Below are 25,391 nucleotides of genomic sequence, written 5' to 3' on the forward strand. Positions count from 1 at the left end.
GATTTCAAGATGCATCGCGACGGCAAGGGAGTGAATCCCCGGGAGCATAGATAACGATGTGACCGGGGTGAGCGAGTGCAGCCAACAAAGAGGCAACTTGAAAGATAACGGGTATATAATGAAAAAAAGCCAAGGCTATGTTTATATCGCTACTATTTTTGATACCAAGCGCGCAGAAATTTTCTACGTCAGGGATCTGATCAAAAAAGCGGGCCTTGCCGTTCGAACTGTGGATTTGTCTACTCAATCTGACTCACCGTAAAGAGGTGCGGATATTACACAGTCCAAACAGTAGCAGAGCATCACCCGCAAGGCAAAGAAGCTGTTTTTGTGGTGATCAGGGGAAAGCCGTTTCCGCAATATCAGTCGCCTTCAATCTTTTTTTATCAAAACAAACTGATGTTTTAGCAATTCTAGGTCTGGGAGGCTCCTGCGGGACCGCACTGATTACACCGGTAATTTTACCGTCACAATTCGCAAGTAACATTAATGCGCACCATACAGGAAGAGAACCGACAAATGGAAACCTGGATTGCTGAAAAACTTAATCAGTGCGAAGGAAAAGTAAAATTTATTATTCCAGAAGGTGGTTTTTCCGCTCTGGATATTAAAGATGAGCCGTTCTATAATCATGATAATAATCAATCACTTATCCAAGATTTTGCAGCTACATTGATAGAAACGGAAAATAGACAACTAATTAAAAGCCCTCATCATGTGAATTCACCTGATTTTTGCCAACAAGTGATTAACGAATACCGGCAAATGATGGTTTAGCACCAGCGGTAATACCGTTGCAAAAACAACACTGACACTGAAAGATTATATACAACTAATTAATGACTAGGCAAAAAGTTGCCAAAAGAGGGCATTCTAATGCTATTGTTCTATCAGTGATGAACTTACGACGTGTCTGTCAGGACGTTGTACTAAAATAAATTAAAGCAGTTTATTATTCGTGTTCTAAAGGGAAGCCATAAGAACTTCCTGTTAATAACCCTGCTGTAAGATGTTAGGAGTTAACAAACTAAATTAAAACATAAACATACCGGCTTTGTTTTCTCCCTTTCGGAGCTTATTTCCGTCAACACCAGGCTCCTGCGGCCCCCCACCGCAGGAGTTTTTTTATGAATAAACAGGCAATAGGTTAAAATTTGATAAGATATGAGCAGCAGCATTTAGTACGCCAAACAGCAAAATTAAGCCGATCATCACATTGCCTCCCCACACTCGATACATAGGGCTACCAAATCGTTTACGGGATGCTCTGGCAAGTAATGCGGGAACGATAGCAGCCCAAACGGTTGCAGCAAGGCCAGCAAAACCAATCGCATAAATAAAACCATTCGGATAAATCATTCCACCAACCATTGGCGGAAGAAATGTCACTAATACCGTTTTAAAGCGCCCTAGCTTGGTATCGTCAAACTTAAGCAGATCAGCTAGGTAATCAAACAACCCAAGCGTGACACCAAGGAATGAGCTGGCAACCGCAAAGTTAGAAAAGAGAGTCAATAATAAGCCCAGAGCAGAACTGTTCAATCCTCCACTTAATGATTGAACTAAAACATCAATATTGCCCCCCTTTGCTATGATTTCGGCAAAATCAAGCCGGGAAATATTTCCCATTGTTCCAATCAACCAGATCAAATAAAGCACCAAGGCCATTGATGTCCCAATAAACAGGCATCTCTTTATTTTTTCTGGCTCTTTTCCATAATACTTCATCAGGCTAGGAACATTGCCATGATATCCAAAGGAGGCCAGACAGAAAGGTAAAGTCATTAATACATAAGGCCAGTAAGTCGGATTTACTTCAATTGTATTAAATAATACCGCCGGTTTAACGTTATAAACCAAACCGCCAAACGTCATAAAGAAAGTTAATACCTTAGCACCAAGAATAATCGATGTTATCCGACTGACAGTTTTAGTACTTAACCAGACAATAAATGCAACAACAAGGGCAAATAAAAAACCAGCAAGCCCAGGTGAAAAATCTATCGATACTTCTCGCATAGCATGTTGAATAATCGATCCGCTCGCGGAAATATAAGCGTAAGTCAGTATATATAAAACAAAAGCAAGGGTAATACCATTAATGATATTCCAACCATTGCCTAATAGATCTTTTGTTATAGTACTGAAACTTGAGCCAATTCGATAATTAAGATTGGCTTCCAATATCATTAATCCTGAGTGCAACATGCAAAACCAGGTAAAAATCAAAGTGGCAATTGACCAGTAAAACCATGCTCCTGACATGACAACCGGTAAAGAAAACATGCCCGCACCAATAATCGTTCCACCAATGATCATGGCGCCGCCAAATAGAGATGGAGACGATTTTTTTATCGGCAAAGTAGCCATATATGTTACCCTAGCGTGGCTTTATATGATAGGAAGTATAATGGAGGATGCCCTTAAACAAGAAGCATCCCGATTTTTATTATTTAATTGGTTTTAATCTTGCAACGAAATGCCGTAATACGGATGGCTCATAAGTAAACGTTAATCCTTTAATCTGAGGAATTCGCTCCTTCAAGGAAATAAAAGCTTCTACAACATAATCCATATGATCATTAGTATAGACGCGACGAGGAATCGTTAATCGCAAAAGTTCCATTGGTGATGGTTTCTGTTTTCCGGTTGTTGGATCACGCCCCAATAACAAAGAACCAATTTCCACACTTCTTATTCCCGCCTCCAGATATAATTCATTATTCAGTGCATGAGCAGGGAATTGTTCCCCCGGAATATGCGGTAATAATAATTTAGCATCAACAAATACAGCATGACCACCGGTTGGATATTGAATAGGAATACCTGCATCTCTTAATCTATTACCTAAATAAGCCACCTGATTAATACGATATGCCAGATAATCCTCATTCATCCCCTCTTCAAGACCAATTACTAATGCCTCCATATCGCGTCCGGCGAGACCGCCATAAGTCACAAATCCTTCCATTGGCACACAGCGGGTACGCACTTCATTAAAGAGATCTTCATCATCACGAACACAACAAAGACCACCAATATTAACCAAGGGGTCTTTTTTAGCTGACATTGTTAACATATCGCCATATTGATACATCTCCTTGACGATCTGTTTAACGGATTTATTTTCATAGCCCTTTTCTCTTTGCTTAATAAACCAGGCATTTTCACAGAAACGGGCTGAATCAATTACCACAGGAATATCATGTTGCTTTGCAATCTCATATACGGCTTTCATATTAGCCATAGAGATTGGCTGACCACCAGAGCTATTACAGGTAACGGTTGTAATAATCGCGACAACATTATCAACGCCATGTTCTGCTATCGTTTTTTTCAATTCATCAATATCAAAATCACCTTTCCAATCATAATAGGTGGTGGTATCAAAGGCTTTTGGTGTAACAACATTAATCGCTTTCGCGCCATTTAATTCCACATGAGCCGCAGTCGTATCAAAATGGAAATTAGAAATAAAGACCGGATGCGTTGCACCACCTTGTGCTTTTTTACGGGCAATTAATGTCGGAAATAAAATCTGCTCTGCTCCACGCCCTTGATGGGTTGGAATAGTATATTGATAACCAATCAGTTCATTAACTTTATCACATAGACGATAATAGTTACGGGAACCTGCATAAGCCTCATCCCCCATCATCATCCCCGCCCACTGGCGATCGCTCATTGCTCCGGTACCAGAATCTGTCAGCAAATCAATATAAACCACATCACTGGGCAATAGGAATGGATTATATCCGGCTTCTTCCAATGCTTTTTCACGTTCGGCACGAGTAGTCATGCGAATATTTTCTACCATTTTAATACGGAAAGGTTCTGGAATACGTTTCATATATATATTTATCCAATAGTTGGCTATATTTCATTATTCAAGCAAATTTCCAAAAACAGACAGAAATACGCCAAAATAAATGTAATGATTAAAATATTTAATTTTAAATATAACCAAAACAACTAATCAGGGATAAAATGAGAAATACGGTGATCGACATTAAACCATGCTTGCATATTACAAGAACAAATAAAATAATAACGTAAAAATATATAAATCATAAAATGAATTTATTCCCTGATTAAAATCAGCCATTAAGATATAGATAATATTTAAATTATCCGTGACCAATTCCACAAAAATAGAAAACATCAGAAATATAATTTTCTATATAGATTCAACTTAATGAATCAGATAAATCAATAAGAAAAACAGATAATAAATTGATTTTAATAAATATATACCTTATGGATTTCAAGATGCATCGCGACGGCAAGGGAGTGAATCCCCGGGAGCATAGATAACTATGTGACCGGGGTGAGCGAGTGCAGCCAACAAAGAGGCAACTTGAAAGATGACGGGTATAACAATACAATTAACCATATCAATTAAATAAATTACTAACACAGAAAACTACCCCATAAGGGCTTAAAAGAACAAGTTAAATAACATAAAAATTAATAGAATTATTTACCAGATTTTTACGGGAATAAAAAATAGCTTTATTAGACTAAGAGCCTATCCCAATAGGCTCTTAGTCAATTAACATGAAAAATATAAACCTTGATAGCTAAAATATACCTCACAATTTACTCTATTTTTAAATCATATACCCTATGGATATAAATCACTTTATAAAATCCCGCCCTTTATTAAAGGGTGGAAAATAGGAAAAAAAGAGGCAGAATTCTGCATAACGCAATAATGTTAAACAATAGTATTACACAATAATTATACTAACTGAATATTAATAGAATTCCATTTTCGATTAGCTATTTTTTTCAGATCCAATAGACATTGGATAATTAGAAGCTAAATGATTAGGCGTTTGAGAACCGATAATACATGTTGCAGTATGAGATGAAAAAATAACACATTTTGCCGCACATATAGGAAAGTGCGGGTACAATATACAAGCATGGATAGATGTAGAAAAAGCAGAAAAGAAAGTCAATGTTAAAAGGGCCAAAATTAACTGGTGTTGTAGCCTATTTATCATCATATCACCTCGTTGAATGGTATATTTTCATTTCCCTATATTCGATTCCTTTAAATTAATTATAGAACAAAATTTAACCACAAAAATTTTTCTATCACTTCGTTGATAAATCGTTTAAGTTATTATAAAAAATTGAATGATCAAATTTGTCCCCCATAATCCAACAAAATTATTCATCAATATCAAACCATAAATAATATTTAAATAAAATTACCTAATGATTTATTAAACACATAAGGCATCCATTGGCTGATAAAGTTGGTATCTCATAAATACTAATAATATATTAAAATAATTATTTTAAATATTTTTAAAATTTGGCGTCTAAATTTTTTATCAATTAAGATAATCATTTAAATATCTTAAGTATTTACGACTAAATGTATTTACTTACCTATTGGTTTGCACTCCCTGGCAAAAAATGTACCGGCAGTATCGTAATGGCAAAACCAACCTGATGTTCATCTTGTCTCTGTTAACGGATAAATAAACCATGTACAATGCCTGAATATTTCCTGAGTACGCCGCCATCTCAAGAAACAATTTAATTTACCTTTTTCAATAAGCAGGTTTTTCAAATGCATCAAACTGATGTTACTGAGCGCTCGCTCTTTTCGCTAAGCTGGCCGATTTTTATTGATATTCTTCTCCATCTGGCCACTTTATTAATTAATACTTATATGGTGAGCCATGTTTCTACTTCTTATCTGGCTGCTATGGCTGTAGGTAATCAGGTATTTGATCTGTTTATCACTATCTTCAACTTTATCAGTGTTGGTTGCAGTGTCGTTATTGCTCAATATATTGGTGCAGGCAAACGGGATAAAGCCAGCCAAGCGATCCATATTTCTATTGCATTCAACTTTTTGCTTGGGTTTAGCTGTGCGCTGATTACTATCTTCTTCGGCTATAAGCTCTTATCTATCATGAATATGCCGGAACATCTGATGGAAGATGGTTTTAACTATCTGCACATTCTGGGTATCTGTCTTATCCCCGAAGCTATTTCGATTATTCTGGCTGCTTGTTTGCGGGTTTATGGGAAATCAAAACCGGCAATGTATGTTACTTTGATTGCTAACTTGCTGACAGTGCTAGGTAATATGATCGTCCTGTATGGTTTCTTCGGATTACCTAAATATGGTCTGGAAGGTGTCGCCTGGTCTACAGTCTTTGGCCGGATTGTTGCCGTGATCCTATTATTCTGTCTGCTCAGTTATGGCCTGCGGATCAAATTTACGCTGGCAGGTTTCCTACGCTGGTCACAGGGTATGTTGGGCAAAATCTTATATATCGGTTTACCCGCTGCGGGTGAAAACGTAGTGTGGATACTGCAATATATGGCGGCCATAGCATTCATTGGACTGATGGGTGAAATTCCACTGGCAGCACAAACACTCTATTTCCAGCTATCACTGTTTGTGATGTTATTTGGCATTGCCACCAGCATTGGTAACGAAATTATGGTTGGCCATCTGGTCGGTGCAAAGCGGTTTGAAGATGCTTATATTCGTGGCATTAATAGTCTGAAAATCGGCTGTATCGTCACTATTGGCGTGGTCACTGCTTTCTGGCTGCTCAGAATGCCGATTCTGCATTTTCTGACGCAAGATGAAGCCATTATCAAACTGTTGTTACCACTATTCTTGCTATCCGTTTTTCTGGAGCCAATCCGTACCGCAAATATTGTTATGGTGAACGCATTGCGTGCTTCCGGTGATGCTCGTTTCCCACTTTATGCAGCCATATTCTTTATGTGGTGTATTGCTATTCCAGTGGGGTACTTTTTAGGGATCAAAATGGAAATGGGCATTTTAGGTATCTGGATCGGTTTCTTCTGTGACGAATGGTTGCGTGGACTCACTAATATCTGGCGTTGGAAATCTAAAAAATGGCAAACTAAGCGACTCGATATTTGAATGATTAAAATAATTGTTCAACCAGTCGCCTTAACGTAGTTTCTTCCCGTTAAACTCCCACAACAAGAGGTACCCAATAGGTGCCTCTTGTTAATTTAAAGTCATAAATAAGCACTATCGCCAACGTCCAAAATAGTCAGTCATTAAAGAAAACCAATTCTCAGAGGTTTCTCAGAAGCTGACTGGTACTATTATTGAATAATAACCTCAGGTTAATAAGCGAAATTCTACATGCTAAATGTTGCGATCAATATCATTGTAAATATACAACCATATAGAATCACCGATAAAATTATATTATAAATTATTTTTACCAACAATAAACCATTTTATAAAAACCGCCTATGCAACATGCATATATACAATATAAAAAATAATTCCACAGAATGAATAGTATGTAATTACATATTAATCATCGTTACTATTTTAAACTCTCGGTAATTATATTTCCATTATAACTAAAATTAACCAATCTAATAAACTCAATCATTAATTACGTTTATTTTATATAAATCAGAATATATTATAATAATTACCTAAAAAAAAAGATTTATATTATTCTAAATAATTAAAATATTAGATAAATAACACGAAATTTTCCCTATCAACATTAGCGGAATTCATTTCCGACATTCTCTATTCACCTCCCCCTAAATTAACTCTTCTTAAGTAAAAATAAGATTAATTGGCTGAACAAAGTTATCCAAATTGTTATATTTAGCTAATAACCTTATTGAGAAATTTTTTCTTTTCACTATTATGAATTAATGAATGGTTATTAAGCTCATTAAATTAACCCCTCTATTCCTGGGCATATTTATTGTGTTACAACTTGTAATTTCATTAATCACAAATGTTATTAATTTTCAAATAATTAATTAGGATCATTTAGGTGCGTTCAATGACAAGTAAGGAAACATTTGAGATATTTCCCTCTGTGGATATTGTTGACGGAATAGCAATGACATCGAATTCCGCAATTCGATTAACCCGAGGTGAAAGCCCAACATTACGGAGACCTTTAGGTACCCCGGCAGAAGTAGCACTAGCCTGGCAAAATGCCGGGGCAAAATGGATTCATGTTGTTGATCTTGATGCTGCGTCAGGGCGTGGCTCAAACAGCCATCTTATTGCCGATGTCCTGGCTGCGGTCGATATTAACGTACAAGTCTGTGGCGGAATCAGAGATGAAACCATCTTGCGCAAAGTATTAGCAACTGGATGCCAGCGAGTTAATTTGGGGACCGCAGCATTAGAAAATCCAGATTGGTGTGCCCGAGCCATTGCAGAATATGGCGATAAGATCGCCATTGCTCTGGATGTAAAAAGCACATCGGAAGGTTATCAACTGGCAACACATGGATGGAATGTCAGCAAAGGTAATCTCTGGGATCTCCTTGAGCGCCTCGACAAACAGGGTTGTCAGCGCTACGTCGTAACCGATGTTGAACGGGGGGGCATGATGAGTTCGCCAAATTTCACGCTATTACAGGAAGTCTGCACGAAAACGTCATCACCCGTTATTGCCGGCGGTGGAGTATCAAGCCTGGATGATCTCCGCGCGTTAGCAGATCTGTCCACTATCGGTGTTGAAGGTGCCATTCTTGGTCAAGCTCTACATATTGGTAAGGTTCCTCTCGAAGATGCCCTTGCTGCAACGCAATCATCGAGACACTAGATATGCCTGAATATTTATCTCCTGCTTTGGATCTTCGCTCTATTGGTTTACTGGGCGAATTGCGTGGCGTACCTGAAACACGCTATTTAACGAAAGAAGTGATGGCGTTGCCTGGCTTACTCACAGAGAAGCCAGCATTCGTCGGTTCCCGCGGTATCGCCTATTACGAACAAAAACCGTGTCACGAGCTACTGATGACGGCGAAATATTACACAGAATACATCTCTCAACTTGAGTGTAGCGATAAGCTGTGTACTGCCCCATCAAAATATATATTGGCCGATCATAGTTTGGCAAAATTGCTCAGAATTGTTGATAGCTTATTAAGTTCTCCACAGACGGTTAACGAAGATATTGTGCCATTCATCGATGGGATCAAAGAGTGTGCAAAAATCGTCAGTTCAACGCTGATGGGCACACCATTTACTTTTTCACCCTCGCCAATCCATGACCTGAAATTGCCGTTGGCTACGGAACACACCGTGCCCAGACCATTTATTGAAGGAGATAATCATCTGTTAACTTTGGCCGCAGCCCAAATTGACAGATGCTCCAACTCCTCTGTCGTTGGCATCATGTTAGGAGGATCAGCGGCAGCCGCAGTCACAGCCGCAGCATGGAATAGTGAGCTCAATTTAGTGAAAGTTTCACGTTACGATGATACGTCTTGCAAGAGCAATCATCTCTGGGGGCGCAAAATTCCATCAGGGCGAACCGTGACAATTATTGATGATAATTGCGGAACAGGCGACACCTTACGTCAGGCAATCGATCTGGTCATGGCCCAAACCGGACAACGTCCAAAGGCCCGAGCCGTCGAACTACATTGGGAAAAATTATTACGTACTCGCGTTTATGGGCATGCTGATCGTGTATTCAACCCTGAAACTTTAGATGTCTTGACGCCTTGGTGTTTCAGACATCATAAGGTCCTGAATCGCTTAATTGATCAGCCTTTCTCTGATGATAAATATGCTCATACGACCACAGCGGATTGGGTTGCCTATTCATATAGTTTATTGTCCGTCCTTCATGACACCCTGACAGACTCAACATGGGCAGCCAAATTATTGCGTTTTTTATTAAATCTAAAAGCACAAACACCGCTGAATTATGAACAGCCAATTGATGCATTTAAGGCCCTGGCATATCAATGTCCTGAATGTTCAGCTCGAAAAAGTTAGTTTGGAAAAAGGGGATTAACTGATTATGACAACAGCACATATTATTTGGGATTGGAATGGCACATTACTTAATGATGTCAATGTTTCATTGAGTGCAACCAATTTCGCATTGGCGGAAATTGGTATTGAACCACTGACGTTGGAACAATATCGGGAATATTATTGTGTTCCAGTACAAACTTTCTATAAACAAGTGATTGGCCGTGAACCTTCATCTTCTGAATGGTCAGTGATCGGAAAAACATTTAATTTTCACTATCGGCCAGGTATTCAGAAAGCCAGTTTAACGGAAGGTGTGAGTCAGCTCCTCGCTTCCCGCTATGAAACAGGGGCAACTCAGTCATTATGTTCACTGATGGAGCATAATGAATTAGTCCCTATGCTTGATAATCATGGTATTGGCAAATTCTTTACCCAAATAGATGGTAGAAATACGCCATTATTGATAACCGGCAAATCAGAGCAGTTAGCTAACCATCTCAAAAAACTCAATGTTTCTCCTGAGCAAAGTGTGGTTATTGGAGACGCTACCGATGACGCAATCGCCGCATTAGCAACAGGAGCTCATGCCATTCTTTATACCGGCGGAACCCACAGTCGTGTCAGTCTTGAAACTGCCGGTGTTCCCATTGTTGATACATTAAGAGAAGCCCTATTAATAGCGGATTCTTTGGTCCGTCAACAGTAATAAAGAAGCTGTTCAACATAATCCGATAAGATAAAGGATAATTTATAACGGTGTACGAATAGATATTTAGCACATTAGTTTTAAAAGAACAGCTTAGTATTTAAAAACAGATTATTCATTTAAAAAATCATCAAAGATAATGATTTAACTACTACTCAAACTAAATCAATAAATAATAAGGAATAGATTTATGTTAACTGCTGTAGTTGGACTCCAATTTGGAGATGAAGGTAAAGGAAAATTTGTTGACTATTTATCTGGCAACATTAATAACATTGCTAGATTCAATGGCGGCGCTAATGCGGGTCATTGTGTGCAACATGGTGATCTAAGAGGCTCATTTTCTCAATTACCGGCATCACTCAACAAAAAGAATTTATATATCTGCCAAGGTGCTTTAGTCAGTCTTCCTGTGCTGGTTAAAGAAATCGATTTTATACAAAAAGAAAAAATTGATTCCAATATATTTATCGACCCACGATGCCATATCGTCTTACCATTACACTCTGAGTTAAATAGAGCATCAGAAAAATACAAAGGTAAACAGAAGATAGGTTCAGTTGGTGTCGGTGTGGGAGCCTGCGTTGAAGACAAAGCCAACCGTCATGGCATTCGGCTTATTGATACCCTTGATAAAGAAAAATTAAGAAGTAAATTAGAATTTCTTTGGAATATCAGGGAAAAGCAGATTAACCATGTTTTTAATGAACAAACTACGTTAGATTTTGAAGAGATGTTAGAAACAACGCATCAATATGGCAAGAGGGTAGAACCTTATTTCACGTTCACTAATGAAGTTATTGGTGATTTACTTAATTCTGGAGAAGATGTTTTACTTGAAACATCACAAGCCACGTTCTTAGATAATAGTTTTGGCACTTATCCCTATACCGTGGCATATCAGACATTAGTGCAAACCTGCTTTGCCATGATAGGGATACCGGCACAGAAAATACATATTGTCGGTGTGATGAAATCCTATATGATCCGTGTCGGTAATGGGCCATTCCCCACCGAATTATCGACAGAACAGGCTGATTATATTCGAGAACGAGGAAACGAGTATGGCACCGTTTCAAAAAGGCCAAGGCGTTGCGGCTGGCTGGATTTATCCCTGATTAAACACGCAGTGAAACTCAATGGCGTAACAGAACTCGCTATAACGAATGTTGATGTTCTTGCTGATTTACACGAAATAAAAGTCGCTATTGCCTATGAAATGAATGATAAGCTCGTCTGTTGCGACGACGCATTATTGCAGCTCGATAAAGTCAAACCTATCTATAAGACATTTAAATCCTGGAGAGCACTTAACTCATCATATACACATTTAACGGAATTACCTATTGAGCTGATTGACTTCTTATCTTTTATTCAAGACTATGCTGGAGTCCCAATCAAATATATTTCCTATGGGCCAGACAGAAATCAGACATTAATCATGAAATAAAAACGGGGGAGAAAATAATGATTAACTATGTAACAGGGTTTATGTTTTCTAAAGATAAAAAACATGTATCCCTGATTTCAAAATTACAACCCAGTTGGCAAAAAGGGAAACTTAACGGGATTGGTGGAAAAATAGAGGCTGGTGAAAACCCTCAACAGGCAATGGCAAGAGAGTTTGCTGAAGAAGCCGGCATTGCAACACGTCCTGAAGAGTGGCGATTATTTACTGTCTTAACCCGCCCTGACGTTTATCAGGTGAATTTTCTCTATATGTATGATGATCGTGTCTATTCTGTCAATTCTATCGAGAAAGAGATCGTCAATATCTATGAAACAAATTCATTACCCGATAATGTGATCTACAATTTACGTTGGTTAATTCCAATGGCGGCCGATGAACATTTACGTTTCGATAAAGAAATAGAGATAACAGAAATGCGAGGCTAAATACGATATAGCAAATACTGTATCTAAGCACTATGCAAACACAGAAGCACCTATACCCAATGGATTTCAAGATGTATCGCGACGGCAAGGGCGTGAATCCCCGGGAGCATAGCGAACTATGTGACCGGGGTGAGCGAGTGCAGCCAACAAAGAGGCAACTTGAAAGAATGGGTATATACCTGAAATAGGTGCTTCTGTGTAGCAAAAAACAGCAGCATCCCTCGACGCTGCAATAATCGCAACAACTAAGCCGACGGTTCGATGAAGTTAACATCCGACCATACTGAAATAACCGCGACAGCTCTGGCTTGCCCTCCGGCACCGTCAGTCTTCAACAGGATCGGCTCCACAGACAGTTGCGTTGAGGCGGTATAACTATCGTCCCCGAACTTAACGTATCTCGCGTTCTCCCCTGTACCTCGGTGCCCGGTACTGAGTGATAAGGATTTATTGGCAAAATCGAAGAACGCGAAGGCAACCTGATCTATTGATGAAGCCAGCGCATTCGGTTTGCCCGGCACGAATGGTCCATCGATCCGGTAGAGCAGACGTGAATTTTGGAATACCTCATCATCGCCAGAACAGGTACTGCTTATCCCTATCTGTCTGGCCGGCGCCAGGGAGTCTCCCACCCGTTTACCCGCTCTTTTCACCGTTCCCCAATCCACCGATGAAGGCGTCAGGACAACCGCACAGGTAGACGGCTTTTTAACTGGTGAAAGAATAACCGTAGTCCACAGGGGTTTCAGCATCCCGTCAGAACCTGAGATGGCCGCGGGAGTCCAGCCGATCGCGCCCACTGACAAATGACTTCCACCCAGTTTCACATTGAAATTGCCGTCATTGTCCGGGTAAATCTCCCCTGTCACAGTACGAACACTGATATCAACCAGACCGTTAGCATCGGGAACACAGGGAATATTAACACCGGCATTCCCCCCGGCCAGATTGGCTGAACGATAGGTACCGGATGAACCATGCGTCTGGCAAGAGAGTGAAGATTGTCCGATATCAACCATAAAGTCACCAGGCAGCCCCACCCGGACGCGACCCGATAACAACGAAGAGGTTGATGAGTTCGCTCCAGACGCCGCCGTGTAGACCATAAACTGCGTTCCAGCCGGAACGCGACAGGTTGTTGACCAGTCAAGAGGACCACTGGTGGTATAACCCACTATCTCATCCCGTGAATAATCACGTTTATCTTTGTTGTTTGGCATCATGGCATAGCCGGTTACGGTGACATTGCTAAGCTTACTCATCAGTTCAGCCTCGCAGTCCTGATAAGTCTCTGCCGCCTGGAGGGGCAAAGCGGTCAATAAAAAGAGCAGTGATACCCCCAGGCCCATGAGGGTTGGAACGGAGTTTTCTACATTACCGCCCCACAAACGTTCAGTGTTTAACATTCTTCTTCTCTCCAAATTACTCATCTGTTCAAATCGCTTATTTCACTACCGGGATAACTTCACTTCTGGCGGTGCCCCGGAGGCCAAAGCGAGACAGGTGATATCTCACCGGGCGCGCCTGTCACGGCGCCCATATAAAGGTAATGCTTACAGACACACGGCATCGGCCTGCACCAGTTGACCGGGAGTATCGGACGACACCTGATAACGCGTGGTGCATTGTTGATTTGCCCCGTTTCCCCATTTAACTTTCACACGACCGGCAGAGGGCATGCCGCTGAGATAAACCCGGCCGTTATCGCCCACAATGCCGCCGCCGGCCTGAGTGGCATTCCCTTCCAGTGTCGCGGTGGCGCCAAAAGGCACCGGTTTGCCATGATGGGTCAAAGTCAACAACAACTGGCTGCCTAAACGAACCTGATAATTGGCCAGCGTCACTGCCCCTTTGGTCGGATAAACGTTCCTGCTGGTCTGGTCAATATCCACCCCGTCCGGCAAGGTGGATGGATCAAGATTGATGGTGTTTTTGTGATATACCGAGCCGCCCGGCAGTACGGCGTAGCCGCGCCAGTCAGTCTGCACATTGCCGTTACTGACCGTGACCCCTTTCGCGCCGGGCGCGCGGACTAACACCGCTTCACCACCCAGTGAGCGTGACAGCGTCATGCCGTAAGGATGGATTAGCAGGGCGCCGGAAGCCCCGTAGGTGACATGCTGGCTGTTTGCGCTGTCGTTGTAGCCCAGATTAACACTCCCCTGACTGCCCTGATAACCCAGAGACAGGGATCGGCTGTTTTGCTGGCCGCTGTTCCCCCAACCTTGCTGGAGGTTATAATTCAGGCGATTATCCCATAACATGCCGCTGATGCCGGTCTGCTGAGTGGTGTTGCCTTGTGAGTCACGCGAGACCGTATAGCGGGTGTAAACGCCCTGTAATGCCGACGATGACCCAAAGAGACTGAGCGGGACCTGCATATTGAATGACACCTGACGGTTCTCCGGCCAGTGGCCCGCCCCTTTTACGCGATAAATGTTATAACTCAGGTTATAGCTGATCCCCATCAGCATGGCGTTGTAACCCAGACTCAGATTGTTGTCGGTACGGCCATTCCAGTAATCATTGCGCGTCCCGGAGGCGTAAAGACTGCCCCAGCGTCCCAGTGTCTGACGCAGATTGACCTGCCAGGTGCTTTGACGCCGGTCAAGCGCCCACGGCACCTGATAGTCATTCAGGCTGTATCCCATGCTGTTAACATCACCGAAACTGTAATAATGCTGAGTGGAATAGCGGTAGGCAGCCAGATCAATGCCGGTGCCGGTACTGATCAAGTTTTTGGAGTATTTCACCCGATAAGATTGGCCCTGTTGCTGGTTATCTTCCTGCCCCTTAACCCCTTGTAACCGGGCGCGGGCAAACGTCACATCCGCAGACAGGGCGCCGAAAGCCCCCAGTGACACGCCCGAGCCTAATACACCCGACTGGTAGTTGCCTGCGACCAACCCACCGCCGTACAGGGTGATATTGTGTGGCAAACCATAAACCAGCGTGCCCAACGCAAATACCGGGGAACGGCTGCCATCAGTGAGGTTGCCGCCGTGATATTGACCGGCCGTCAACTCATATTTCATGCCGCCGGGCCGCTGCATCACCGGAACAGATGAAGAAGCGAGGGTGGAGACCCGGGTCTTGCCATCTTCCTCTTTGATGGTGATCGTCAGGTCGCCCGCGCCCCCGGTGGTGTACAGATCATTGAGACGAAATGGCCCCGGCGCTACCGTGGTTTGATACACGGTATAGCCATTCTGGGATACCGTCACCTGCGCATTGGAGTTCGCCACACCGGTTATCGCCGGGGCAAAACCGCGCTGACTGTCAGGCAACATAGCATCCTCAGAAGCCAGCTTCATGCCCCGCAACGGGATGCTGTCAAAAATATCCCCACCGGTATAGGTTTCACCGGCGGTGAACTCGCTACGCAGTGACTGGATATCACGTTGCAGGTAGGTATTACTCACCTGCCATTGGGTCTGCGCGGAAGGAGAAAAACCGGCGGGTCCCTCGTTGCGCTGACGGTTGTAACTGTAAGTTTGTGTGCTGCGCAGACGCCACGGGCCCAGATTCAACCCATTGCGAAAAGAGGCGAACAGATTGCGGGAGCGTGATCCGCCGCCGCTTCCCTGACCGTCATAACGCCCTTCTGAGCCGTTCACGTTGTAGTTCATCAAAAAGGCTGGTATCCCGTTATCCCACAGTGACGGATCGACCATCCCGGAATGGTGGGGCTGCATGGCGACCTGCGGGACGCTCAAATCCAGACGCAAACGGGCAAAATCCAGGGTCGCGCGGGCATGAGGGATCTGTTTCGTCAGATCCGTAATGGAGCTGTCGCTTTCTTTTCCCTGAAAAGCCGGTAACCCACGGGTATTAACCCCATACTCTTCGAGCTGCGCAACGGTTAATATCGGTTGCAGATGGCCGTTGACCAGCCTGAATTCAATCTCGCGGTTATCCACCTTATTCTGGTTCATGTAGACATCCACCAGATAGCGTCCCGGTGCGACATACCCCGCATTTTCATACGCCGAGAGATCGACATGACTGTGTTCACCGTCAGCGCCCATCAGGAACGCGGGATTAAAGTATTCCCGCGCGGAGGCGGATAGGGTTGTCGCCGTCAGTGAACACAGCAGACATACGTATACCGGACGGGGCCGGAAACTGCCCGGTTGACCGGACGCGCGTTGGTTACCCGCCCGCAGCGCAGACGGAAATAAAATGTTTATTGCCATAGCTCATCTCTGCTTCTAATTAAGCCAATGCTGTTAATCTTGAGGTCACTTTGCCGGTACACCGTCCGCAGGGCGGATGGGTCATAACGGGACGTGGCGATCCTGACTGTCGCCGGGAAAACGCCAGACCAGTGGTCCCGGTGTCCCGGCGGTAAATGAATAGGTTTGCATGCCTTTCGGGGGCACCATTGCCTGACGGGTGTAGTCATCTGCCTGTTGACTGCCGACTTTCAGAACAGAAAAGGTCAGAAAATAGGGCGTGGGATTGTCCACCCGCAACTGCGTCCCTTGAAGGGAAAATTTCACCTGTTTAGCTACCGTGGCGTTATCCCGTGCAGGGATCCCCTGAGGACGATAAAACAGCCGGATATTCATCTGTAGGGCGACCTGCACCTGCGACGCTTTGCCCATCTGACGGCTGAATGCCGGTGCCTCGGCGATATCCGGTACAGCGACGCCCGGGATAGCCCGCAGCGAGACCACGAAGGCCGATTCCCGATCCTGCAGTAACTGCCCGCCAAGCTGGCGAATACGGAAGGAAAATTTCCCCCCCGCCTCGACCCGCTTTAACGGCGGCAGGACAACAAAAGGCGGGACTGACCCGGTTTTGGTGTCAAAGCGCCCGGTATCCGGGTCCATCGGGCTGACAAATCCCTGTACCAGATAGCCTTGTTCGGTGTGATTGGTCATGCTGAGGGTTACACCCCCCGGGCTATCTTTGGCGACATAAGACAGCCGCATGGGGGAGAACGATAGTCCCTGATTCTCCGCCGCCTGCGCCTTGAATAGATTCCCTACCAACAGAGCGAAACCGAGGGAGGAAAACATTAACCCCCAGTGTGTCCGCCCATGCTTGTTACTGACTCTCTTCACTCTCCACCTCCATAATTCTCCACCTCCATAGAAAACAAGGGTGGATTTAATGCGCTACCCTAGCGGTAAATAGGTTTGAAGCCCCGCCGTAATCATTAATCATCGACCAGCTCACTGATTTTTTGCCCACCAGCCCGGCATAGGTCACACAGTCCTGCGGCGCTATCATGGAGGGATAGCGGTTCAGATCGAGCGCCTGTCCGTCCAGCGTGAGGCTGTCCAGTGACAGGAAATAAGGGGTGGGATTGCACGCCTTAATGCCATCGGGTTGCGATTGGAAGCGAAGCTGTCCATACGCCTCTTCCGGCAACATCGGCAGGTCACGCGGTCGCCAGAAAAACTTGATCCGCATCCCCACGCTCATCGACGCTTGCTCCCGAACAGGCTCATCCGTCACCGACGGAGTCGCGGGGATAGCGTTCATCTGCACATACCGGAGCGATTCCCGATCCATCGGAAAAGGGGGCCGATTAAACGTCGGCAAAATACGCAGGCTGTTCTGACTGTTGGCCTCCAGCCTGAACAGCGGCGGCGTCACCACAAACGCCGGTGCGGTTTTTTCCTGATCTCCCGTGATCCTCACCTGCACCAGCCACGCCTGAGATGTGGTGTTGACCACCGTCAGCGTTTGCGCCCGTTCCCCCTGGGTAAAAATCACCCGGGTTTTATTCAGGCTGATACCGGCTGCCTGACAGGGTGCTGTGCCGGTCATCCCTAACCCTAGCCAGAACAATAGTGGCACCAGCCTGTATCGCGTTGTGCGTAACCGACCTTTTTCCACAACGCCTCCTGAAACCTGTTACTTGAGCTGCACTCAGTGATAATCAAATTGAAATTGAATGTGCGCGGTCAATTCACCGGGGGTCGGCACCGCCGCGCCAGATTCATGTCGCATATCCATCAGGAAAGTGATTTGACTGTCTTTGGCGGCGTTACCCGGTTGGGCCAAGTCCACATAATCGCCATTTTTCAGGTAGCTCCCCAACCCGCCTCCCGGCGCTTGATAGCGCAGGCCAAATCCTACGTTTCCCGCCACAGAGGAAGACTTATCCCGAAATAACGTCGGGTAATCTTTCGGCGTGGGGCCGGCTATTTTAATGGCCGGGGTACGGCCCGTGCGGGCTGACCCGGCACAGCCTGACAACGCCAGCGTAATGGGTTTGCTGCTCACAGAATCAATATGTCCCGCACTGTTCTGCACCTCGGTAAGCGGTACGGATGAAAACTTCACAGTGGATGACTGTACATTGAGCTCACAGGTTGGCTGTTCTAGTGTCAATGCCAGCGTCAGCTCTGCCGTGTTGGGGCTCGCTCCCCCGGACAGCGGGGCGGTACAGAGCAAACTGGCCAGGGTGGTCTGTCTGATAAGGGTCCACGGTTTTAACATTACGGTATCTCCCCCTGATAGGATGATTCTCCGCCGAGGTCATTAATCACCGTCCAGCTCACTTTGGCCGGGTAATGTGCCCCTTTGAGCGGTAAAGCCAGAGCAGAGAAGGGGGATACCATGTTCTCTTTCTGTTGCTTCGTCATCAGCTCCTGTCCGCCCACTTTCAGGGAGGTAAAAGTGATGTAATAGGGTGACGGGTTGGTGACTGTCATTCCCTCGGCTGTTGGTTTGAAGTGCAGGGTGCTAAACCCTTTTTCGGCAGAAATCGGTAGCCCTTGTGGGCGATACATCAGCTTAATCGTATTGGCTATAGCAATCTGTACACCCCCGGTGATTTGTTTGCGAGAGGGATTGTCGGATTCGGGGCTTAACGGGATGGCCTGCGCGGTAAACCAGAACAGGGATTCCCGATCGGCAGGTAGGGCTTTACCAGTTTTGATAATGCGCACCTGATTCTGTGTGCCTGGCTCTAGACGAAACAGGGGCGGTGTCACCACAAAAGGAGCGGTTTTCTTCCGCTCAGAGTCGGCACTGACCGCTACCTGCATCAGATAGACGGCTTCCTTACTGCTATTTCGCACCGAGGTTGCCGCTGCGTGGCTGTCAGCCGGGTATATAATGCGGGTAGTATCAATACTGATTCCCCCAGCCCTCGTGGCAGTGATCGAGGAGCCTAGTAGACCGGCCACTATCATCGCTGTCATCAATCTTTTCATTGATCCACCTGAAAGTGTCTGTGTTGGTATTGCGTAAGCAAGAATTGGACTTCCTTGTCCAATTCCACTGCTATGCTGTTCCTTGCGCCTGACGGCGTTGATTAGCTGTAAATTTGATTATCGAGTAACAAGTTGAAATGTCAGTGGTACACTGACACTTTTTCCAGCGTTAACAGTGTTAGGGTCCTTAGCAACCAGCCCCACGGTAAACTCTTTTTTTGCATTAGCAAAAGAATCACCTGTATTAGCGAATCCAACTTTTTCGTTCTGTTTCAGAAGAATGGTTTTACCCTTTGCTACCAGACCCACGGCTAGACTACCGGCAGGGGCACCAGACTTACCAAAGTATCCATCCCCATCCATGGTCTGTGTCCCCGTAATTTGCAAATCAACGTTTTGCTTCATGTTGCCTGCTTGATCGTGCTCGGCTGTACAGCCTGTTAGTGAAACAGAGAAATCCTGAGGCTTGACTAAGGCGCCGGCTGTGGCAAAATCGGCCTTTACAGCAGGGTCTAGTTTGATGTCGGTCTTGTCGATTACGACCGCACAAGTCGCCACTCCTACAGAACCTGACACGACCATCGATGCACTATCACCAATCCCAGCAGCATGTGCCGCCCCCATACCTAGAAACATTGCGGCTAATACGCTGGTTTTTAAAATTTGCTTTTTCATTTCATCTATTCCTTATCTACATCTATTTACATACATTTTGCCTAAAACAACATCACGACAGATTAAACAGTCAGGCCGCCAACGCGGTGTGTTTACTAGTCATTTAGAGTTATTTTGTTCGGTTATTAACTAGATGAAATATTTACAAAAAAATATTCACGTCACGAAATGACTTCTGACTTATATCGTTTGGTTTGAGGATTTCAGCCTTTATCATCGGGAAATGAATATCAAATCGCTCAAAAAACAACCTTTAAACGACCTACAATATTCATAATGTAAGAAATAATTTCTCTTTGAAATCAAAAAATTAAGTAATTTTTTACAAAATAATACAAAAAATACCTTTTAAGTTATGAAATTTTCCGTATACTGCCCCGGCAGTTGAAGATAACCGAACAAAATAACTCTAAATGTTCGGTTTTTTATCCTACATCAGAAATTGATGTCATCGAGAACTGCGTCGCTACCTTGAGTAACATTTTTCTTTGCGTTCCCTCCCCCTTATCACTGTCCAAAAACCAAACTCCCCGGAATCGAGAAAAGAATAAGTTAATTATTCTTATGCGTTTTCGATATTGAGTGCGATTGACTAAGCCTGATATTGGGTTCGTTTTGAGTGCTCATCTTCAACGCACGCTGATTGAAACTGCCCGTCATTGAGCAGGCATATTGAGCAGTGAAAATAGTTCTTATTTCAACGGACAAACTGACTGTTACATGATTGAACGACTATCTGAATTCTAAGAACTTTTTCAAAAGATGAGATGGATTAAGAATGGGCTATTTATTGGCGGTAATAACGTTGTGGTAATAACATGGCAGACAGAGACATCATAAAAGTGACCGTTCCGTCGGTCACGAAACTCAGTCATCAACTGGTTTATAGATCCCCCGATTGGAGCCGAGATCAGTTAACATCCAAATTTACCCAATGTAGCCTCCGCAATAGGGATATATTGGTCTGTTAATTTATTGATGCTGTTATTGGTTGCAGGATAGTTACAATCAAGGAAAAACCAGTTTATCGGTGTCTCCAATATTGAAGCGATCTGCACCAGATGGGATAAATTAATTCGGTTTATCCCTCTCTCATAACGTGAGAGTTGTTGCTGACTAATACCTATTTTTTCCGCCAATTTGGCGGCAGTCATACCCAACTCTTTCCTTCTTTTTTGAATACGCTTCCCTACTAATAGATGATCTTGTTTCATTTTCATCCCAGCCTTTAAATTAAAAAAACACCTTTTTATGGCATCGCCAAAATTATTGCCCCTGATCCTGAGAAAGGTCCTGCCTCTACTCTGCCATTTTTTTGTAAAATTGATTTCACTGTAACGGGTACATTTCCGCCAGCCGGTACAAACACAGCAACACCATCTTCACCATTTTCCTCATTTAATAGCAATTTAGCTTTCAAGCTACCATCACTTCTTAAAGGTACTAATCCCCTATCAGGACCCGTCGCTGTAACGATAATCTCTATGTCTACATTGCAGGTCACATTGATATTTTCCGCTCTGGTTGCGCCTTCCAGTTTTGCCTCATCAATACTACCGTAATTAAGTTCAACGGAGCCTTCTCTGACCTGACAAAATCCTATCGGTGGTGGTGCAACGCCACATAAAGATCCAGGTAATAATCTTCCATGAAAACCATTTTGATCGGTTTCATAAAATAGCCCGACACACTCCTGATGCGATCGAATCGCAGGGCCGAAATGTTTTGCAACGCCGGTGATCGGAAAACTGGTATATTTCAATATCTCCGCCTGAACTTGTTTCATTGTCTTAAATCTTTCCACGCGAGTATTAAATAGCCTATAGGGCTGCCCTGAATAACCATCAGCAAAATGGCGATGGTTAACCGATATCCAACATGCAGAATAACCATAACAAGGATTTGGCGTAAAATCGTTTTCTGGGTCCCAACGTTCAATGACAAAAGTATAATAGGCATTTGTAGGAATCCCTTCGGATTTAGTGATATATGAAAATATCGATGCAGCCGCACTTGATGAAAACAGCAATAAAAGTACCAAGCAAACAGAAAATAACTTTTTCATTTAAGCTACCTAATAAAACTGTGCAAATTAGTCATAATTTAGATTAAATGTCGCAATCGCATGAAATGCGCCTCGCTTAATCGTCTGGTTAGCTAGTGCAATAGGTTCTGCCTGCACATATGCTTGCAGTGCAATCAAGTTTTCACCCTCTTTTAACGGATAGGCATCTCCCTGTTTATTCAACGACAACCGTTTGCCTTCTGCCGTTTCTATACCAATGGCAATCCCAGCGGCTTGGCTCCCAGCACTTAACGCTAATAAGCCCGGCAATTGCGTATTTTCCATGCCACTGAATGTCAGTTTAATCGATTTGCCCACACTCATATCGCAACCAGATAATCTGAGCAGAAAAGGTTCGCTATGGGTCCTACCATGCAGATACAAATATTTTTCAGAAATTGTTGCAAAATCGAGCTGGATATCTTCATCACCCGATTTAATCGTGCAAGGTTCTTTAACCAGCGCACCGTGAAAACGCATATTATCCGCAGCCTGTCCCCCTTGATGACTATAAACCGTGGCAGCAATAACCATAAAACCAACACGCAACACGAATAATTTTAAATATTTCATTAAGTTTCCTTTCACTGGTATTCCGCCAGCAATGTCGCCGTCACTTCAAATGCCCCTTCCGGCAACGTACTTCCTGGTTTTTTCACCGGCACCGCTTGTATTACCGGCTGTTTCTGTGATGTCACCGGAATACGCTCATTAAGGGTGAATGCTTTACCATCCAACGTCAGACGAATGCCTAAATCCGTAATATTGGTTTGCAACGCAGCGGCATCAAATGAGGTTGGTGGGCCAATCACTGTCAATCCTAAACTCCAACCTGAGATATTAGGCGCACATACCAACTGGTAATTCACGGGCTTGGTATAATTCACTCCGTCCACCTGATAGATGCCAACATTGTGACCAAAATAGACATCAATCATATTACCGTCATTAATAACGCAAGAAGGCGCTTCAAGCAGTGTGCCGTGAAACCACATATTATCGGCTGCCCGTCCCGGCATCACACTGATTAATCCCAAGCACGCACCCCAGAAAACACGATAGATCAAATAGTTCATTGCATGTCTCCCGTTCACTGGTATTCAACCATCATGGTCGCACCCGCGCCAAAGTCGCCGCCTTGCAATACCGCAGCCATATCTTTTACCGGCACCGCATGTAATTCAGGAAAATCAGGATAGTTAAATTTCATCCAGTCATTGACGGGCAATTTTCGTCCGTTATGAATGACAGCGATACCAAGCCCAGTGTGATTGGTTTGCAACACCGCTGGATCAAAACTGGCAGTGTTACCCGATATCATCATTTTCATTGCATTAGCTGGCATTTTTTCACATTTCACGGTGTATTTGACGGGTTGCATATAATTAACCCCATCAATCCGAGTAATCATCACGTCGCCAAAATCTACATCGATAGTATTGCCATTATTAATCACACAAGGTGGAGGTGCGATAACCACGCCGTAAATATTGACCGGTGTTTTACCCGAAAAATTGCTGACAGGTCTTGCTGCTATATTTCCCCTTTTTGTCAGCAAATCAGCCTGAGCATTTACACTTAACAAACAGCCAAGCAGTAATACACTCCATTTTTTCTGCCTGCGATACTGTCTTTTTATTCGCAGAGAACACAGAGAAAGAGAACACAGAGAGTTAGTCATAATTCACCCTGAAATCCACCACCGCGCGATATTGCCCAATCCCCAGCGCTCTCGGTGTCCGCACTGGCGTCACGTAATATTCCAGGCTGTCCTGTCCCGCTGCCACAAAACGTGGGCGTCCCCGCTCTCCCAACCGGATATCATTGTTAGCGGTATCTGTTATCTGTAACCCCAACCCGGTGATACCGGTCACCCGCACCAGATGTGGATAATCGCGATCCGCCGGCGCCACAAAACTGACTGTCACCACCGGCTGTAACTGATTCCACGTCAGATTGCCGGTCCGACTGTCACCTACGGCCCCTTTGGTTCTGAGACAGTCACGAAACTTCAATGTGAACGGTATCGGTGTCCCTTTATCACCTGGCTCGCGTAAGTCACTGTTTGGCGTGCTCCCCAAATTCACCTCCTGCCATGCAGAGGTCATGTCCAGTCGACAAGCCGCCTCAGTCAGCCCACCAAACACATGCAGTTCGCCGTGCAAACCTTCGATATCTGCTGCTCGCTTTTCCACCGCCTGGCTCTCTATCACCGGTATCAGCCAGATCGCCAGTGTCAGTCCACAGCCTATCCGCTTGATGTTCATCGTCGTTCCTCCCGGCTTCGCCCGTCACGACGAACGTTTGGTCACCTGACAATGGTTGCCTGCACAACTAAAAGTTAATTGCGGCCGGCCACCATAATCATTGACATACGTCAGTACCGGCGCACTCCCTAATGCCCCTGCACTACCACTCAGCACCGCATTACTTTTGGGCGCTATCATAAATGGCTTAAAGTCTGCCACCGTTTTACCCTTAAGCTGGCTTGCTGCATCCACCACGGTGATGTAATAGGGTGTCGGGTTGTTCACCTGATACCGGTCCCCCTGACGCGTCAAAGTCATCTTCTCTTGCCACGGATTATCCAAATCGGTACGGCTGGCAAAAATGGCTTTCGGACGATAGAACAGTTTGATCCGGGTTTGTAGCGCAATCTGCAAGGTATTCGGTTTCTTGCTGCGTGGCGGAATTTCACGCAAATTAAAATAGAACAAGCTTTCCCGATCCTGTGGTAACTGCGCGATTGTTGGCAATGACTGTATTTTCACCTGGCTCTTAGCGCCCGGCTCTACCCGCTGCACCGGTGGCGTCACCACTAACGGACCATTGATTTTGTTACCCTGTTCATCTTCTATCCATCCCTGCGCCAGATACGGCAACTCTTTGTTCTGGTTGCTAATATCCATACTGGTGGACTTATCCTCACCGTTAAACACGATCCGGGTACGATCCAGCGCAATCGCCGCCATTGCCTCACTGATCACCGACAGACTTAGGATAGCGATCGTGACTACATTGATTGTCTTCTTCAATTTCATGCTCTCAATTACTCATTCTTAGAATAATCATTACAGGTCACCGCGATACACTTCGGTGACA

The 25,391-nt window shown here is 44.4% G+C and carries 26 protein-coding genes; 9 read left to right on the forward strand and 17 right to left on the reverse strand.

Going from position 1 to position 25,391, the window contains the following annotated elements:
- Positions 1-118: 118 nt before the first annotated feature.
- Genes AACQ83_RS24575 through AACQ83_RS24585 form a run of 3 tightly spaced genes read left to right on the forward strand, consistent with a single transcriptional unit; the run spans position 119 to position 777 of the window.
- A complete protein-coding gene (locus AACQ83_RS24575; RefSeq protein WP_445260524.1) occupies positions 119-262 on the forward strand; it encodes a Tm-1-like ATP-binding domain-containing protein in 144 nt (47 codons plus the stop codon).
- A 4-nt stretch (positions 263-266) separates the two neighbouring features.
- A complete protein-coding gene (locus AACQ83_RS24580; protein WP_445260525.1) occupies positions 267-539 on the forward strand; it encodes a Tm-1-like ATP-binding domain-containing protein in 273 nt (90 codons plus the stop codon).
- Positions 490-777, forward strand: a complete 288-nt coding sequence (locus AACQ83_RS24585; protein WP_240000732.1) for a Tm-1-like ATP-binding domain-containing protein — start codon at positions 490-492, stop codon at positions 775-777. Before AACQ83_RS24580 ends, AACQ83_RS24585 begins: the two co-directional genes overlap by 50 nt.
- Before the next feature lie 348 nt (positions 778-1,125).
- On the opposite strand, the gene mtr is transcribed toward AACQ83_RS24585, so the two are convergent.
- The 3 genes from mtr to tnaC form a co-directional block, all read right to left on the reverse strand.
- Entirely contained in the window at positions 1,126-2,370 is a 1,245-nt protein-coding gene (mtr, locus tag AACQ83_RS07790; RefSeq protein ID WP_112877065.1) for a tryptophan permease, read from the reverse strand.
- 79 nt (positions 2,371-2,449) lie between these two features.
- Positions 2,450-3,850 carry a tryptophanase gene (gene tnaA, locus AACQ83_RS07795; protein ID WP_112877066.1) on the reverse strand — a complete coding sequence of 467 codons (1,401 nt, stop codon included), beginning with the start codon at positions 3,848-3,850 and terminating at the stop codon, positions 2,450-2,452.
- A gap of 122 nt (positions 3,851-3,972) precedes the next feature.
- The gene (tnaC, locus tag AACQ83_RS24590) at positions 3,973-4,071 is read right to left on the reverse strand and encodes a tryptophanase leader peptide (RefSeq protein WP_112877067.1); all 99 of its coding nucleotides are present in this window, start codon (positions 4,069-4,071) and stop codon (positions 3,973-3,975) included.
- Positions 4,072-5,587: 1,516 nt separating this feature from the next.
- Here tnaC and AACQ83_RS07800 point away from each other — a divergent pair.
- The 6 genes from AACQ83_RS07800 to AACQ83_RS07825 all read left to right on the forward strand — a co-directional run bounded on the left by AACQ83_RS07800 (position 5,588) and on the right by AACQ83_RS07825 (position 12,374).
- Entirely contained in the window at positions 5,588-6,928 is a 1,341-nt protein-coding gene (locus tag AACQ83_RS07800) for an MATE family efflux transporter (RefSeq protein WP_112877068.1), read from the forward strand.
- 901 nt (positions 6,929-7,829) lie between these two features.
- On the forward strand, positions 7,830-8,606 hold the full coding sequence (locus AACQ83_RS07805; RefSeq protein WP_112877069.1) for a HisA/HisF-related TIM barrel protein: 777 nt from the start codon (positions 7,830-7,832) through the stop codon (positions 8,604-8,606).
- A 2-nt stretch (positions 8,607-8,608) separates the two neighbouring features.
- A complete protein-coding gene (locus AACQ83_RS07810; RefSeq protein WP_112877070.1) occupies positions 8,609-9,790 on the forward strand; it encodes a phosphoribosyltransferase in 1,182 nt (393 codons plus the stop codon).
- A gap of 25 nt (positions 9,791-9,815) precedes the next feature.
- Positions 9,816-10,478 (forward strand): HAD family hydrolase, encoded by a 663-nt coding sequence (locus AACQ83_RS07815; protein ID WP_112877071.1) that lies wholly within the window; start codon positions 9,816-9,818, stop codon positions 10,476-10,478.
- Positions 10,479-10,668: 190 nt separating this feature from the next.
- Positions 10,669-11,928: an adenylosuccinate synthase gene (locus AACQ83_RS07820; protein ID WP_112877072.1), complete on the forward strand. Its 1,260-nt coding sequence runs from the start codon at positions 10,669-10,671 to the stop codon at positions 11,926-11,928.
- A 17-nt stretch (positions 11,929-11,945) separates the two neighbouring features.
- Positions 11,946-12,374: an NUDIX domain-containing protein gene (locus tag AACQ83_RS07825; RefSeq protein ID WP_112877073.1), complete on the forward strand. Its 429-nt coding sequence runs from the start codon at positions 11,946-11,948 to the stop codon at positions 12,372-12,374.
- A 245-nt stretch (positions 12,375-12,619) separates the two neighbouring features.
- On the opposite strand, the gene AACQ83_RS07830 is transcribed toward AACQ83_RS07825, so the two are convergent.
- The 14 genes from AACQ83_RS07830 to AACQ83_RS07895 all read right to left on the reverse strand — a co-directional run bounded on the left by AACQ83_RS07830 (position 12,620) and on the right by AACQ83_RS07895 (position 25,330).
- Positions 12,620-13,780 (reverse strand): hypothetical protein, encoded by a 1,161-nt coding sequence (locus AACQ83_RS07830; RefSeq protein ID WP_112877074.1) that lies wholly within the window; start codon positions 13,778-13,780, stop codon positions 12,620-12,622.
- A gap of 147 nt (positions 13,781-13,927) precedes the next feature.
- Positions 13,928-16,570: a fimbria/pilus outer membrane usher protein gene (locus tag AACQ83_RS07835; RefSeq protein ID WP_112877075.1), complete on the reverse strand. Its 2,643-nt coding sequence runs from the start codon at positions 16,568-16,570 to the stop codon at positions 13,928-13,930.
- Between the two features lie 81 nt (positions 16,571-16,651).
- Positions 16,652-17,398, reverse strand: coding sequence for a fimbrial biogenesis chaperone (locus AACQ83_RS07840; protein WP_112877076.1), 747 nt, complete (start codon positions 17,396-17,398; stop codon positions 16,652-16,654).
- A gap of 91 nt (positions 17,399-17,489) precedes the next feature.
- Positions 17,490-18,155 carry a fimbrial biogenesis chaperone gene (locus tag AACQ83_RS07845; protein WP_240000733.1) on the reverse strand — a complete coding sequence of 222 codons (666 nt, stop codon included), beginning with the start codon at positions 18,153-18,155 and terminating at the stop codon, positions 17,490-17,492.
- Between the two features lie 102 nt (positions 18,156-18,257).
- Positions 18,258-18,785 carry a fimbrial protein gene (locus AACQ83_RS07850; RefSeq protein WP_240000734.1) on the reverse strand — a complete coding sequence of 176 codons (528 nt, stop codon included), beginning with the start codon at positions 18,783-18,785 and terminating at the stop codon, positions 18,258-18,260.
- A 44-nt stretch (positions 18,786-18,829) separates the two neighbouring features.
- Positions 18,830-19,528, reverse strand: a complete 699-nt coding sequence (locus AACQ83_RS07855) for a fimbrial biogenesis chaperone (RefSeq protein WP_240000738.1) — start codon at positions 19,526-19,528, stop codon at positions 18,830-18,832.
- Between the two features lie 138 nt (positions 19,529-19,666).
- Positions 19,667-20,224 carry a fimbrial protein gene (locus tag AACQ83_RS07860; protein ID WP_112877080.1) on the reverse strand — a complete coding sequence of 186 codons (558 nt, stop codon included), beginning with the start codon at positions 20,222-20,224 and terminating at the stop codon, positions 19,667-19,669.
- A gap of 914 nt (positions 20,225-21,138) precedes the next feature.
- The gene (locus AACQ83_RS07865) at positions 21,139-21,444 is read right to left on the reverse strand and encodes a helix-turn-helix domain-containing protein (protein WP_112877081.1); all 306 of its coding nucleotides are present in this window, start codon (positions 21,442-21,444) and stop codon (positions 21,139-21,141) included.
- 29 nt (positions 21,445-21,473) lie between these two features.
- A complete protein-coding gene (locus AACQ83_RS07870) occupies positions 21,474-22,289 on the reverse strand; it encodes an MrpH family fimbial adhesin (protein ID WP_112877082.1) in 816 nt (271 codons plus the stop codon).
- Between the two features lie 27 nt (positions 22,290-22,316).
- Positions 22,317-22,862, reverse strand: coding sequence for a fimbrial protein (locus AACQ83_RS07875; RefSeq protein WP_112877083.1), 546 nt, complete (start codon positions 22,860-22,862; stop codon positions 22,317-22,319).
- An 11-nt stretch (positions 22,863-22,873) separates the two neighbouring features.
- Positions 22,874-23,365 carry a fimbrial protein gene (locus AACQ83_RS07880; RefSeq protein WP_112877084.1) on the reverse strand — a complete coding sequence of 164 codons (492 nt, stop codon included), beginning with the start codon at positions 23,363-23,365 and terminating at the stop codon, positions 22,874-22,876.
- A gap of 14 nt (positions 23,366-23,379) precedes the next feature.
- Complete coding sequence (locus tag AACQ83_RS07885) at positions 23,380-23,970, reverse strand: fimbrial protein (RefSeq protein WP_112877085.1); 591 nt, start codon at positions 23,968-23,970, stop codon at positions 23,380-23,382.
- The gene (locus AACQ83_RS07890; protein WP_112877086.1) at positions 23,963-24,556 is read right to left on the reverse strand and encodes a fimbrial protein; all 594 of its coding nucleotides are present in this window, start codon (positions 24,554-24,556) and stop codon (positions 23,963-23,965) included. The genes AACQ83_RS07885 and AACQ83_RS07890 overlap by 8 nt, the downstream gene beginning before the upstream one ends.
- Before the next feature lie 24 nt (positions 24,557-24,580).
- Entirely contained in the window at positions 24,581-25,330 is a 750-nt protein-coding gene (locus AACQ83_RS07895) for a fimbria/pilus periplasmic chaperone (protein WP_112877087.1), read from the reverse strand.
- Positions 25,331-25,391: the final 61 nt, after the last annotated feature.

The organism is Photorhabdus sp. S10-54, from assembly GCF_963878145.1.
GTDB classification, from domain to species: domain Bacteria; phylum Pseudomonadota; class Gammaproteobacteria; order Enterobacterales; family Enterobacteriaceae; genus Photorhabdus; species Photorhabdus kayaii.